The 11913-nt window shown below is 42.9% G+C and carries 12 protein-coding genes; 4 read left to right on the top strand and 8 right to left on the bottom strand.

Annotated features, from left to right (window positions below; all coding sequences use genetic code 11):
* Positions 1 to 33 precede the first annotated feature (33 nt).
* Entirely contained in the window at positions 34 to 585 is a 552-nt protein-coding gene (locus BUB05_RS08870; RefSeq protein WP_073049288.1) for a DJ-1 family glyoxalase III, read from the top strand.
* A gap of 74 nt (positions 586 to 659) precedes the next feature.
* Here BUB05_RS08870 and folK read toward each other — a convergent pair whose 3' ends face one another.
* The 6 genes from folK to BUB05_RS08840 are packed head-to-tail and all read right to left on the bottom strand — an operon-like array spanning position 660 to position 5600.
* Positions 660 to 1472, bottom strand: a complete 813-nt coding sequence (gene folK / locus BUB05_RS08865) for a 2-amino-4-hydroxy-6-hydroxymethyldihydropteridine diphosphokinase (protein ID WP_073049245.1) — start codon at positions 1470 to 1472, stop codon at positions 660 to 662.
* Positions 1473 to 1481: 9 nt separating this feature from the next.
* Complete coding sequence (folP, locus tag BUB05_RS08860) at positions 1482 to 2282, bottom strand: dihydropteroate synthase (RefSeq protein WP_073049244.1); 801 nt, start codon at positions 2280 to 2282, stop codon at positions 1482 to 1484.
* Between the two features lie 9 nt (positions 2283 to 2291).
* On the bottom strand, positions 2292 to 2789 hold the full coding sequence (locus BUB05_RS08855; protein WP_245819817.1) for an HD domain-containing protein: 498 nt from the start codon (positions 2787 to 2789) through the stop codon (positions 2292 to 2294).
* A 4-nt stretch (positions 2790 to 2793) separates the two neighbouring features.
* Positions 2794 to 3558, bottom strand: coding sequence for an aminotransferase class IV (locus BUB05_RS08850; RefSeq protein ID WP_175548535.1), 765 nt, complete (start codon positions 3556 to 3558; stop codon positions 2794 to 2796).
* On the bottom strand, positions 3545 to 5017 hold the full coding sequence (gene pabB / locus BUB05_RS08845; RefSeq protein ID WP_073049243.1) for an aminodeoxychorismate synthase component I: 1473 nt from the start codon (positions 5015 to 5017) through the stop codon (positions 3545 to 3547). Before pabB ends, BUB05_RS08850 begins: the two co-directional genes overlap by 14 nt.
* Positions 5007 to 5600: an anthranilate synthase component II gene (locus BUB05_RS08840; RefSeq protein ID WP_073049242.1), complete on the bottom strand. Its 594-nt coding sequence runs from the start codon at positions 5598 to 5600 to the stop codon at positions 5007 to 5009. Before BUB05_RS08840 ends, pabB begins: the two co-directional genes overlap by 11 nt.
* A gap of 429 nt (positions 5601 to 6029) precedes the next feature.
* On the opposite strand from BUB05_RS08840, the gene BUB05_RS08835 reads away from it, so the two are divergent.
* Positions 6030 to 6629, top strand: a complete 600-nt coding sequence (locus BUB05_RS08835; protein WP_073049241.1) for a DUF502 domain-containing protein — start codon at positions 6030 to 6032, stop codon at positions 6627 to 6629.
* Between the two features lie 116 nt (positions 6630 to 6745).
* A complete protein-coding gene (locus tag BUB05_RS08830) occupies positions 6746 to 7447 on the top strand; it encodes a B3/B4 domain-containing protein (RefSeq protein ID WP_073049240.1) in 702 nt (233 codons plus the stop codon).
* A gap of 75 nt (positions 7448 to 7522) precedes the next feature.
* Here BUB05_RS08830 and BUB05_RS08825 read toward each other — a convergent pair whose 3' ends face one another.
* Entirely contained in the window at positions 7523 to 8086 is a 564-nt protein-coding gene (locus BUB05_RS08825; RefSeq protein WP_073049239.1) for an HDIG domain-containing metalloprotein, read from the bottom strand.
* A 180-nt stretch (positions 8087 to 8266) separates the two neighbouring features.
* Positions 8267 to 10537, bottom strand: a complete 2271-nt coding sequence (locus BUB05_RS08820; protein WP_073049238.1) for a hydratase — start codon at positions 10535 to 10537, stop codon at positions 8267 to 8269.
* 288 nt (positions 10538 to 10825) lie between these two features.
* Here BUB05_RS08820 and BUB05_RS08815 point away from each other — a divergent pair, with 288 nt between their 5' ends.
* Positions 10826 to 11788, top strand: a complete 963-nt coding sequence (locus BUB05_RS08815; RefSeq protein WP_073049237.1) for a LysR family transcriptional regulator — start codon at positions 10826 to 10828, stop codon at positions 11786 to 11788.
* Positions 11789 to 11913: the final 125 nt, after the last annotated feature.

Below are 11913 nucleotides of genomic sequence, written 5' to 3'. Positions count from 1 at the left end.
GATAACAAAACAAATGTAAAGGAGTCGATTTATATGAAAATAGCAGTATTGGCTAAGAATGGTTTCGAAGAGCTCGAGATGATGGGTATTGTAGACATGGCTAGAAGAATGGATGTTAAATGCCATATAATCGGTTGTGATGACGATTATGTAACAGGAAGCCACCATGTTAAAATCGAAGCCGATTTAAGATTCGAAGAAATGGATGATGACTATGACGCCATCGTGCTTCCTGGAGGTCCCGGCGCATACGATTTGAGAAATGATAACCGAATAATAGACATAGTCAGGAAATACATTGACAGAAACAAGGTAGTGGCAGCAATTTGCGCAGCTCCAATAGTCCTGGAAAAGGCAGGAGTGATCAAGGGAAAAAAAGTGACCTCTTATCCCACAGTCAGTCATGAGTTGAAGTCAGCAAACTACGAAAGGTCCGTAGTCCAAACCGATGGCAACATAGTTACCGGGAACGGTCCCGCCGCAACCTTTTCATTTGCCTTTGCCGTGCTGGAGGCTCTTGGCCTTGACACCGGTAAACTCCGTGAAGCAACTCAGTTCGAATTTTTGCTGGGAAAAAGCAGCTGACACAACAAAAATGCATCCTGCAGTTGATTTCTTTTCAACTCAAGGATGCATTTTCTATTATAGCCGCTCCTTATTTACAGCACTTCATCAAGGAGCTCAAAAGTTCTTTTTTTCAATATTGGATGTAATGCATAGGGAGCTATTTCATTCATCGGATCCAGTACAAAGGCCCTCTCGTGCATCCGGGGATGCGGAAGCACTATCTCTTCATCGTCGGACACCATATCGTCATAATAGATGACATCGAGATCTATTGTCCTTGGTCCCCATTTAATGGTTCTCACACGCTTAAGGTCCTCCTCTATCGAAAGAAGCCATCTTATGAGCTTCTTAGGCGACAGCAGCGTCTCCACCTTCACCGCTCCATTGAGAAATGGGTCCTGGTCCTCATATCCCACAGGATCGGTCTCTATGAATTTGGACACCTTAAGCACCGACGTGTGGCTGCTACCCTCAATGGCTTCAACAGCCTTTTTCAGATTTTCCTCCCTGTCCCCCAAATTTGAGCCAAGTGCCAGGTATGCAACATGCCTTTCTCTCACCAGCCTCACAGCCGGATATTCCAGAGGCATGTGGACAGGCGCCCAGGGCTTTTTCAGAGTCAGGTCGATCTTGTCTACTCTTCCGTAGTTCATGAGCACGTATTCGCATAGGACTTCAGCAGCCCTTTCTATGAGATCGTGCTTTTCCGATGTGAATACATTCTGCAACTCGCGACAAAGTACTGCATAGTTTATGGTGCTGTCAATGGAGTCCCCTTCACAGGCTTCCCCCATGTCCATTGTGAGGACAGCATCGACTATGAATTTCTGTCCCATGGCCTTCTCCTCCTGATTCACACCGTGAAATCCGAAGAGCTCAAGTCCCTTGATTATTAGATTGTCCATTTCATCCTCCTAGCTCATTGCCTGCACCATTCTAAGTGCCCTCAGATTTTCCTTGACGTCATGGACCCTGAATATCCTGCATCCCTTCATGTATCCGAAGACTGTAGTGGCAATTGTACCTTCAAGCCGTTCTCCTACAGGCAGATCAAGGGCATATCCTATCATTGACTTTCTGGATGTTCCCAGAAGAACAGGCAGGCCGAATCTTCCAAACATCTCCAGATTCTTCATGACAATCAGATTTTCCTCAGGAGTCTTTGCGAATCCTATTCCCGGGTCTATCATTATCTTTTCACTGGATACACCGGCGTCAAGTGCTATCTGAACACTTTCACCCATCTCGTCAAGTACTTCTTCCATGAGATTTACATATCCCGATTTCACCCTGTTATGCATGAGACAGCATGGAACATTAAAGTCTCTGGCCACTCCTGCAATATATTCATCCCTTTTAAAGCCCCAGACATCATTTATCATATCTGCTCCGACATCCAGTGCAGCTTCCGCCACCCTGCTCTTTGATGTATCGATTGAAACGGGCACATCATACCTTTTTCTCAAGGCTTCAATCACCGGTACTACTCTTGAAATCTCCTCATCGATTTCCACTTTGTCGTGGCTGGGTCTCGTGGACTCTCCGCCTATATCTATAATATGGGCTCCCTCTTCAATCATCTTCTCCGCCTGCTTAAGGGCTTCATCAACAGAATTGAACCTTCCACCGTCAGAAAAGGAGTCCGGCGTAACATTCAGTATGCCCATTATATACGCTTCTTTATCAAAATCAAAATCCTTATTACCTATCCTCACTGTATCCTCCTACAGAATAATCTTCATGTTCTTTTTATCTTCAGACCAGTTGCATTCGTCCGTTGATGCACAATTGAAACAAGCTCTCGACTTCTTGTCCGCCCTGTAAATGTATCCCGAAAGACTCTTTTCATCTTTCACCTCAGGATTCCTGTGGTCCAGTATGGCTTTTGTTATATACACAGTCTCCTCGTCTGTATAGCCTGCGTCCATTAATATTCCCGCAGCTATTTCAGCACTTGCAACCTCATGTGGTACTCCCCTCAAATATTGCTCGTGTCTTCCTATGTCATGGAGGAGCCCCGTGGCGTAAATGAGGTTTTTCTCAATGACTGCTCCATCCTCAAGGGACATTATGTATGCAATTCTTGATGCATCCAGAAAATGGGCCATGTTGTGTCTGCAGAATTTCCTGTCCTTCTCAATTTCACATATCCTGCCAAGACATTCCCGATACATCTTATCATTTAATATTCTGTCGACTGCATCCATGTATTTACAATCCATCACTTCACCTTCCCATATGATCAACGTATTCATTCGAAATATCATTTACAATTGCACTCTCAGGTATCCTTCTTCCAAGGATGCTGTTGACCCTAATCACTCCAACAAGACTGTTTGTCAAAAATGCTCCATCGCAGCAGTACAAATCTTCAAGTGTCAGATGACTTTCCCTTACATCGTGATTTTCAATTATATATCTCCTTACAACACCGGGAAGAAGTCCGCAATCAAGACTGGGAGTATGTATTTTTCCCTTCTTGACGATGAAGATATTGGCAATTGCAGTCTCGGTAATGCAACCGTCCTCGTTCAGGAAAAGGCAGTCGTCATATCCTTTTTTCTTGGCATTCCTAAGGGACAGTATCATGTCGCCATAGTTCATGGACTTGTGTCCTACCAGAAAGGAAGCGCTGGAACGTACAATGCTGCTGACAGCAATGTCAGCTCCCCTTTCATAGTATTCCTTTCCATAAGACAAATCCCTTCTCGAAGCTATTATGTTCCTTTCAGTGACAACAATCTTAAGAGCTTCATTCCTTATGCCATGCTCCCTGATTATGTCCTGTACAAGTTCCTCTGTAAGTCTCTTCTCTATGTCGAATGTCTCCAGGCTTCCGTTTATCCTTTCAACATGCTCCCTGAGAAAAACCGCCCTGTCCTTCACAAGAATTGTCTCAAAAAATCCCAGACCGTATCTCATACCGTCATCAATATCTATTCTTTTCTTGCAATCGTCGTTCCATTCCATTATTACATCATTGATTTCCACAGCTACACCTTCCTCCATGTGCTTTATACAATGACTGATCCGACTTGCATCGGTCCTCTACATAGTCTGCATCCAAAGCCTTGAAAAGAGCTCTTGCCTTGTCCAGGGTTTCGACATATTCCATTTCAGGGTCAGACTCCCAGGTTATTCCTCCGCCTACTCCAATATATGCTCTTTCATCCTTTAGGAGCACGGTCCTTATTATAATGTTGAAATCCGCATTTCCATCAAATCCAAGGTAGCCTATGGAACCTGTGTATATGTTCCTGCTGGTCTTTTCCAGCTCCTCAATTATCTCCATGGCCCTAATCTTGGGTGCTCCGGTTATGGACCCTCCGGGAAATGCCGCCTCGATGCAGTCCACGCTGCTGCAGTCATCCTTTAACATTCCCTCCACAGTGGAAACAAGATGAAACACGGTAGCATATTCCTCCAGTTCGAACAGCTCGGTAACCTTGACTGTTCCAGGAACACATACCCTGCTCAAGTCGTTTCTCTCAAGGTCTACTATCATGAGAAGCTCCGACTTGTCCTTTTCACTGTTTTTAAGCTTGATCCTGTTTTCTTCATCCTCTTCAGGATTCCTTCCTCTGGGTATCGTGCCTTTTATGGGTCTGGTCTGAACCTTCTTGTTCCTTATTTCCAAAAACCTTTCGGGGGAAGATGAAAGTATATGGAATCCGTCCAAGGGCATGTACGCAGAAAAGGGTGCGGAATTGATATGCCTCAGCCTTTCATAAGTATCCTCCGGCGACCTGTCGTAAAAACTTGTGAAGGTGTGGGTCATGTTTGCTATGTATATATGGCCGTCCTCTATGTATTTTCTCATGGATTCAACCGCCTCCATGTATTCAGATCTTGAAAACGGCGAACTGAATACCGGCTTCTCAGTCTCGTTCCAGACAGGAAGACTACGCCCCGGGCTATATTCCCATATTCTGTTCTCCAGCTCCAACATTGATTCATTCTCGTCCTGCAGTATCCCCAGCGCAGTAATATGAACCATATTACTCCTTATGTCATGCAATACCGCATTGTCGTAAAATACAAAATAGCAGTCCGGAACATCCACTATGCTCTCTGCACTTTCAGGAATATTTTCAAGTTCCTTTGAAAGTTCATATCCAAAATATCCCAGTCCTCCACCTACGAATGGAAGATCCGTTCCGTTCTTTACCTTGTGTTTCTTGAGGAGTCTGTTGAGGTGGTTGAAAATACTGTCCACTTCAACCTCCCTCCATTCCTTTTCTCCCAGCCTGTAGTCCTTTTCAAAAACAATGCCATTTTCATATTTAACTGAAAGAAACGGATTTGCTCCCATTATAGAAAAGCGGCTGTATTTCGAATCCTTCTTGGAACTGTCAAGCAGGATGTAATCGTCACCCTTCTCTACAGCTCTGTATATTTCATAACTTGAAAGACTGGACTCAAAATAGGTTGTTTTAACATTAGACAGCATTTATGAATTCCTCCTTCCTGCACATGTCCACGAAATTTCCGAGTATGTCATGTCCATGCTGCGTCAAGACCGCTTCAGGATGGAACTGAACTCCCTCCAGCAGATATTCCCTGTGCCTGATTCCCATTATGGCGCCATCGTCACTTACAGCCGTAACCTCAAGTTCAATAGGTAAAGTATCTTCGTCTATTACCAATGAATGGTATCTGGTGACAGTGAACGGCGACACGATGTTTTTAAAGACGCCCTTTCCCTTGTGGCTTACAGGGGAGATCTTTCCATGCATAGGCCTCTCCCCCTTGACAATCCTCGCACCAAAAACATGACCTATGGTCTGGTGTCCCAGGCAAACGCCCAAAATAGGTATCCTGCCGGCAAACCTTCTTATTATCTCCTCGCACACTCCCGTTTCAGTTGGGTCCTTGGGTCCCGGCGATATTATTATCCCTTCAGGATTCATATTTTCAACTGTATCCATATCTATGCAGTCGTTCCTGCGAATCTCTATCTCTTCTCCAAGCTCCTCAAAATAGTGTACCAGATTGTACACGAATGAATCATAATTGTCTATCATTAAAAACATAATCAAATCTCCTATTTCAAAGCTATCCGCTTCAAATACAAACACCTTAAAACTATTTCCATCACAATAATGAATACATAATCAATTAACTAAATATTCAATTAATTCATTAAAACAGATTCGCGCTGTCAAGTCAAGCATTTTATTAATTCTCGACACTCTTCGGCTCCAGCCTCAACCTCTCTGTTTTCAACACTTATAGCTGTCACCCATTATACTGTAACAGTGTCGAATAATCATCGAAAGCCCATTTTTACATAAAATTAGACTCTGCATAAGCAATCATTCTATCAACATCATTAATTCTTAAGTATCATGATTAATTTATCATTTTTCATCTTCATTCTATGAATTTATGGTAAAATCAGATATGAGGCCATATACCAATTATGACCTGATAATAAACACTAGTTTTGAGGAGATGACTCAATGAAAAATTTCAGAAAATGGTTCCTGTCGGGAATAGCAACAATACTGCCAATCGGAATTACCGTACTTGTGCTTATATGGGTTTTTAACCTGTTTGACGGAGCACTTGAAAAACCCATGATATGGATACTCGGAAGAAGAATTCCAGGTCTTGGTCTCCTTGTATTCGTAACCTTTGTAATCCTGGTAGGCATGCTCACATCCAACTTGATCGGAAGGAAAATTGCGCAATGGGGTGAAAGTCTCCTTAGCAGGATTCCACTCATAAACATAATATACAACCCCATTAAGGACGTTGTAACTACACTGTCAAACAACAAGTCAAAAAGTTTCCAGAAGGTTGCTCTTGTGGAATTTCCATCAAAGGGAATAAAGAGCATTGGATTTGTCACAAATTCAAGCTTTACAATCGATGGAGAGGAAAAACTCAGTGTATTCATCCCCACCACTCCAAATCCTACAAACGGATTCCTTGTAATAATGGAAAAAAGCGATGTTGCCCTCCTTGACATTCCAGTGGATGAAGGCATCAAGATGGTCGTTTCCATGGGAAGTGTAATGAAAGAGAACATAGATATATTCAAGGAAGACATATTTTAGAAAAAAATATAGAAGAGATTCTTGTTTTCCCATTGACCTTACACCTGCTGTAAGGTGTATGATATTTTAAATATATTCAAGTTCAGACAAAAAATATTGAGTACAAGGAGATCTACATGAAATATACAGTTGACAATTATGTTTTTGAAAAAAATCCCGATGTATGCTTTGGAATAATCATAGGGAAAGATCTGAAGAATTCTGCAACTACTGATGATGACTCCCAAAGACTGAAGGATTCAGAAGACGGACTCAAGGAAATAATATCCACTGAAAATCTGAAAACACATCCTGCCATGGCTGTTTACAGGGATGCATTGAAGAATGTTTCAATAAATCCCAACAAGTTCATGAATTCCGTTGAAGCCATGTGCAAAAGGGTTGTCAAGGGAGGATCCCTGCCGAGAATCAATGCCCTCGTTGACCTTTGCAATGCAGTAGCCCTTAAAAACATCATATCTCTGGGCGGACACGACCTGAGAGACATCAAATACGACCTGGAAGTAAGGCTTACGGTGGAAGGAGACAAGTTCCTCCCCTTTGGGGCAGCAGAATTTGAAGATGTCAAGCCCGGGGAGCTTGTATTCACAAGCGGAAATGAAATTCAGACAAGACAGTGGCTGTGGAGACAAAGCGAGCTTGGAAAAGTGAACCTTGAAAGCTCAGACCTGATATTCCAGCTGGTCGGATTCAAGGGAGACCACGAAGACCAGTTCAATAATGCCATGAAGGAAGTTGAAGAACTTGTCGCTGAAAGGTTTTCAGGCACATTTGAATCCTTTGTCGTTGAAATCAACAATCCATCCATAGAATTTTAGAACTCATTTGACAAATCAAAAAACAAGTACTGCCCGTTGAATTCCAATATGTTCAACGGGCATTTTTAACCTTTACTACCCCAGCAGACTATATCCATCCTGGCTTATCAATGCTTCGTGTTCCATAAGTCCATTGACAATGATGTCTACATGCTCTGCAAACTCCATTCCCATGTCCTCCATTGAAGCTATGAGTTCTTCCCTGTCCACTGCTGCCGCAAACCGCTTGTCCTTCATTTTCTTTTTAACGGACTTTGCCTTCAACCCTTCAAATCTTGTAGGTCTCATAAGTGCCACTGCAATGATGAAGCTTGCCATCTCATCCACTGCATGAAGACATTTTCTCTCCATAAGGTCTCTTGGCACATCCATGTTTTCACCGTGGGAAAGTATCGAATCCACAAACTCATCATCAAACCCTGCCCCTTGAAGAAGTTCAGGAGCATGGTGGGGATGCTCGTCGGGATACTTTTCAAAGTCTATATCATGTAAAAGCCCGAGATTGCCCCATTTTTCTTCATCTTCTCCAAACCTTTTTGCATAGGCAATCATCGCAGCCTCCACTGCAAATGAATGCCTCAGCAACTGGTCCGATGTTACATGCTGTTTTAAAAGTTCAAGTGCCTCACTACGTTTCATTTATGCCTCCCTCTGCATGCAAATCTGTTCACCAGTTTGTATGCTGTAATATATTTATACTTTGAATTTCAAATCACATTACATATAACAGTATACTCACTTTTTATTACCTTTGCAAGAAAGCATCAGCAAAGAAATCTCCGGACCTTTTTGAAGATCCGGAGATTTCACAATTCAATATTAATTGTTTCTATGATAGTTGATCAAGCTTCCTTCCGCAATGATCTTCTTCTCATCGTCAGTAAGGTCGTCAAGCTTCAGTTCCATTGCCTTTACAGTTTCTCCAATGACATATGACTTGATATTCTTCATTCCTGCAAGGACTGCCTCCCTTGCATCAGGTACGAAAATATAGTCACCCTTTTCAAATTCAGGCTCTCCGTCCAGTATAAAAGGCACCATTCCCCAGTTGATTAGGTTTGATCGGTATCTCTTTGTAGCATATTCATTTGCTATGTTTGCCCATGCTCCAAGAACCTTCTGACAAGAAGCTGCATGCTCTCTTGCGGAACCGTCTCCAGGTTTCTTGGCAAATATTGTGCTTCCAAGAGAAACTTCCTCTGCCTTGACATCACCTTCAACTTCATTGATTTTTTCAATGATTCCTGCAATTTCAGAATAATCTCCGGCCATAAGCTTGTCGCTTGCATCCCTTACTTCCTTTGCCTTTCCTACATAGTCAGGATCGGTCCTTGAAAGGGTGAATTCTGCAAGCCTGTGAGGATTGGACCTGAATGAAGATGTCTCTCCTGAAGGAATAAGTTCGTCGGTTGTTGTAACCTCGTCAGTAATATAGCTTGCAACCCTTAGAAGCAGATGCTTCTTCAGTGTTTCCATTTCAGGCCAGTCCTTGATATTCGGTCCGAAAGTCAAATCCTTGCTTTCATCGAAATCTTCAGTTCCGTTATAGTTTCTTCTTTCGTATATTTGACTGTTGAACTTGTACCCTGGATTCGAGTATGCAACCTCAATCTCGTCCGCACCCGTTAGGATACCACCATTGGCTGCCGTAGCTGCTATTGACTTGGCATCCATGAGGGCCACTGCTGAGATCTGTCCGTCAGAAGGCTTTGACCCTTCCCTGTTGGGGAAGTTCCTCGTAGTGTGTCTTATTGAAAACTCGTTGTTTGCAGGTGTATCTCCGGCTCCGAAGCACGGACCGCAGAATGCAGACCTTATGACTGCACCGGCATCCATAAGCTTGCCCATTGTTCCATTATCAAGCAGCTCCTTGTATTCAGGCTGGCTTCCGGGATATACGCTCAAGGCGAACTTGCCGTTTCCTGTTGACTTTCCATCGAGGATGTCCGCCGCAGCAACTACATTGTCGAATGTTCCACCCGAACATCCAGCTATGACTCCCTGATCAACCTGGAATTCGCCGTCTACAACCTTGCTCAAAAGGTCAAGCTTTGCCCTGTCCCCGTACATTCTCTTTGCTTCTTCTTCTATTCCCTTAAGTATCTCTACCTTGTTTTTCTTGAATTCTTCGATTGTGTATACGTTGCTTGGATGGAAAGGTATTGCTATCGAGGGTTTTATTTCCGCCAGGTCCACATATACAACTCCGTCGTAATATGCTACTTTTGAAGGATTCAGTTCCTCATATGCTTCAGGTCTTCCGTGAATCTCAAAGTATTCCTTTACCTTTTCATCGGTTCTCCATATTGACGACCAGCATGTCGTCTCTGTAGTCATTACATCAATGCCGTTCCTGAATTCAACACTGAGGTTTGATATGCCGTCTCCTATGAATTCCATCACCTTGTTCTTCACATATCCGTTCTTGAAGACCTTTCCGATTATCTGAAGCGCCACATCGTGAGGTCCTATGTAATCAGACGGTTTTCCAGTAAGATAGATTGCTACTGTTTCAGGTCTCTTCACGTCATAAGTGCTGCCTACAAGCTGCTTTACCAGCTCTCCGCCGCCTTCTCCTACTGCAATGGTTCCAAGTGCTCCATATCTCGTATGTGAGTCGGAGCCAAGAATCATCTTTCCGCATCCCGCCATCATTTCCCTGTTGTATGTATGGATTACAGCCATATGCGGAGGTACGTATATTCCGCCGTATCTCTTCGCTGCCGACAATGCAAACTTGTGGTCGTCTTCGTTGATTGTTCCACCTACTGCACAAAGAGTGTTATGGCAGTTTGTCAATACATATGGCATGGGGAACTTCTTCATTCCGCTTGCTCTTGCAGTCTGGATTATACCTACATATGTGATGTCGTGGGATGTAAGTGAATCAAATTTCATCTTGAGATTTTCTTCTTCGTCTGATTCGTTATGCGCCTCAAGAATTGGATACGCTATTGTTCCTTTTTTCGCTTCGTTCTTGTTTGTGTCAATGCCTGTCATTTCCTTTACCCTAGCAAGGGCATCATTGGAATCTTCTACTATTGTTTTACCGCCCAGGACATACGCCCCGCCTTCATAAAGCTTGATCATACTATCATTCTCCTTCTGAATTCATTTGAACTGTCATCATGCTTTGCAATCGTTTTTTCACTACATATATGATACCCTGCAATCGGATATACTTCAAATACATATAAAATATATACGTTATAGCTTATCGCTATATCAAACATCATCTTTTCTCATTCTGTTTCTTCTTTCATCTTTAATACCCTCCTGCAATCTGATATAATATTATCAGCAACATATTTCACGCTACATAGTTTATTGCTATATGAGAAAGCAACTTTGCCACGTTGACCAATTCCGGAGGATACCATGACAGGAAACGAACTTTTATACGTAAAAACAGTTGCCGAAGAAATGAGCATTTCAAAGGCGGCTAAAAAGCTGTTCATATCCCAGCCTTCCCTCAGCAATGCCATCATGAAAATAGAGAATTCCCTTGGAGTTAAGCTGTTCACCCGTACAAACAGAGGGCTGATGCTTACTTATGCAGGAGAAAGATACTGCCAGGTTGCCAGCGATATACTCAGGTCCTACAACGACTTTGAAATCGAGGTAGGCGATATCAACAACCTGAAGAAGGGACGCCTGAACATTGGAATAACCACCTATATCGCTTCATACCTGCTGCCTCGGATACTCCCTGAATTCAAGAAGCTTGCTCCCAACATAGAATTCAACTTTACTGAAAAAAACTCCACTGAGCTGGAGGAAGAGATAAAAAAAGGTGCTGTGGATTTTGCCGTAATGCACAAGTCTGCAATGGATGACCATGATATCAAGGGAAACCTCAAGTACACCAAGATTGCCAAAAACAGATTTCTTCTAGTTACGAGACCAGACCATGAAATAAAGGATAAGGCCGTTTCCATAAACGATGATGATCTGCCCTATGTGGACCTAAAAGACCTGGAATATGAAACATTCATTCTTGGAAACAAGGAACAGAGGAGCAGGCAGATAGTGGATTCAATCTTTCACAACGCCAAAATGTCCCCGTCTAGCATAATGAAGACACGAAGCTTTACCACTGCAAAGGAGCTTGCAGCCAGGAGCATAGGAGTAACAATCCTGCCTGAATTCTATCTCGACCTAATTGCAGGAATCAAGGAAGTCGACTGCTACAATATCAAGGAGGAATACTGTCCCTTCTGGTACATATGCATAACCACAAACATCAACGGTTATCTGTCAAGGGCTTCCGAACTTTTCATATCCTTGATCGGCAAGGAATTCGACAGGGACGATCTCTTTGATAATGTAAAATCACAATGATGCATATTCTAAAAAACAAGATCCTCCGATTCAATCGGGGGGTCTTGTTAATTGCTGTTTTCTTGACTATTCTGCATTAATGTTTAAAATTGAAGACGGGAGCAATGGAACTTGTATCTATATGG

This window comes from Dethiosulfatibacter aminovorans DSM 17477, assembly GCF_900142005.1.
GTDB classification, from domain to species: domain Bacteria; phylum Bacillota; class Clostridia; order Tissierellales; family Dethiosulfatibacteraceae; genus Dethiosulfatibacter; species Dethiosulfatibacter aminovorans.
Note: the sequence above shows the minus strand (reverse complement) of the source record. Positions and strands in the feature narration are given on the sequence as shown.

Bases quoted from the DNA above. Each gene is read 5' to 3' on its own strand.
- BUB05_RS08870 (WP_073049288.1), top strand. From the start codon at position 34: ATGAAAATAGCAGTATTGGCTAAGAATGGTTTCGAAGAGCTCGAGATG.
- folK (WP_073049245.1), bottom strand. From the start codon at position 1,472: ATGGACAATCTAATAATCAAGGGACTTGAGCTCTTCGGATTTCACGGT.
- BUB05_RS08855 (WP_245819817.1), bottom strand. From the start codon at position 2,789: ATGGATTGTAAATACATGGATGCAGTCGACAGAATATTAAATGATAAG.
- pabB (WP_073049243.1), bottom strand. From the start codon at position 5,017: ATGCTGTCTAATGTTAAAACAACCTATTTTGAGTCCAGTCTTTCAAGT.
- BUB05_RS08840 (WP_073049242.1), bottom strand. From the start codon at position 5,600: ATGTTTTTAATGATAGACAATTATGATTCATTCGTGTACAATCTGGTA.
- BUB05_RS08835 (WP_073049241.1), top strand. From the start codon at position 6,030: ATGAAAAATTTCAGAAAATGGTTCCTGTCGGGAATAGCAACAATACTG.
- BUB05_RS08830 (WP_073049240.1), top strand. From the start codon at position 6,746: ATGAAATATACAGTTGACAATTATGTTTTTGAAAAAAATCCCGATGTA.
- BUB05_RS08825 (WP_073049239.1), bottom strand. From the start codon at position 8,086: ATGAAACGTAGTGAGGCACTTGAACTTTTAAAACAGCATGTAACATCG.
- BUB05_RS08820 (WP_073049238.1), bottom strand. From the start codon at position 10,537: ATGATCAAGCTTTATGAAGGCGGGGCGTATGTCCTGGGCGGTAAAACA.
- BUB05_RS08815 (WP_073049237.1), top strand. From the start codon at position 10,826: ATGACAGGAAACGAACTTTTATACGTAAAAACAGTTGCCGAAGAAATG.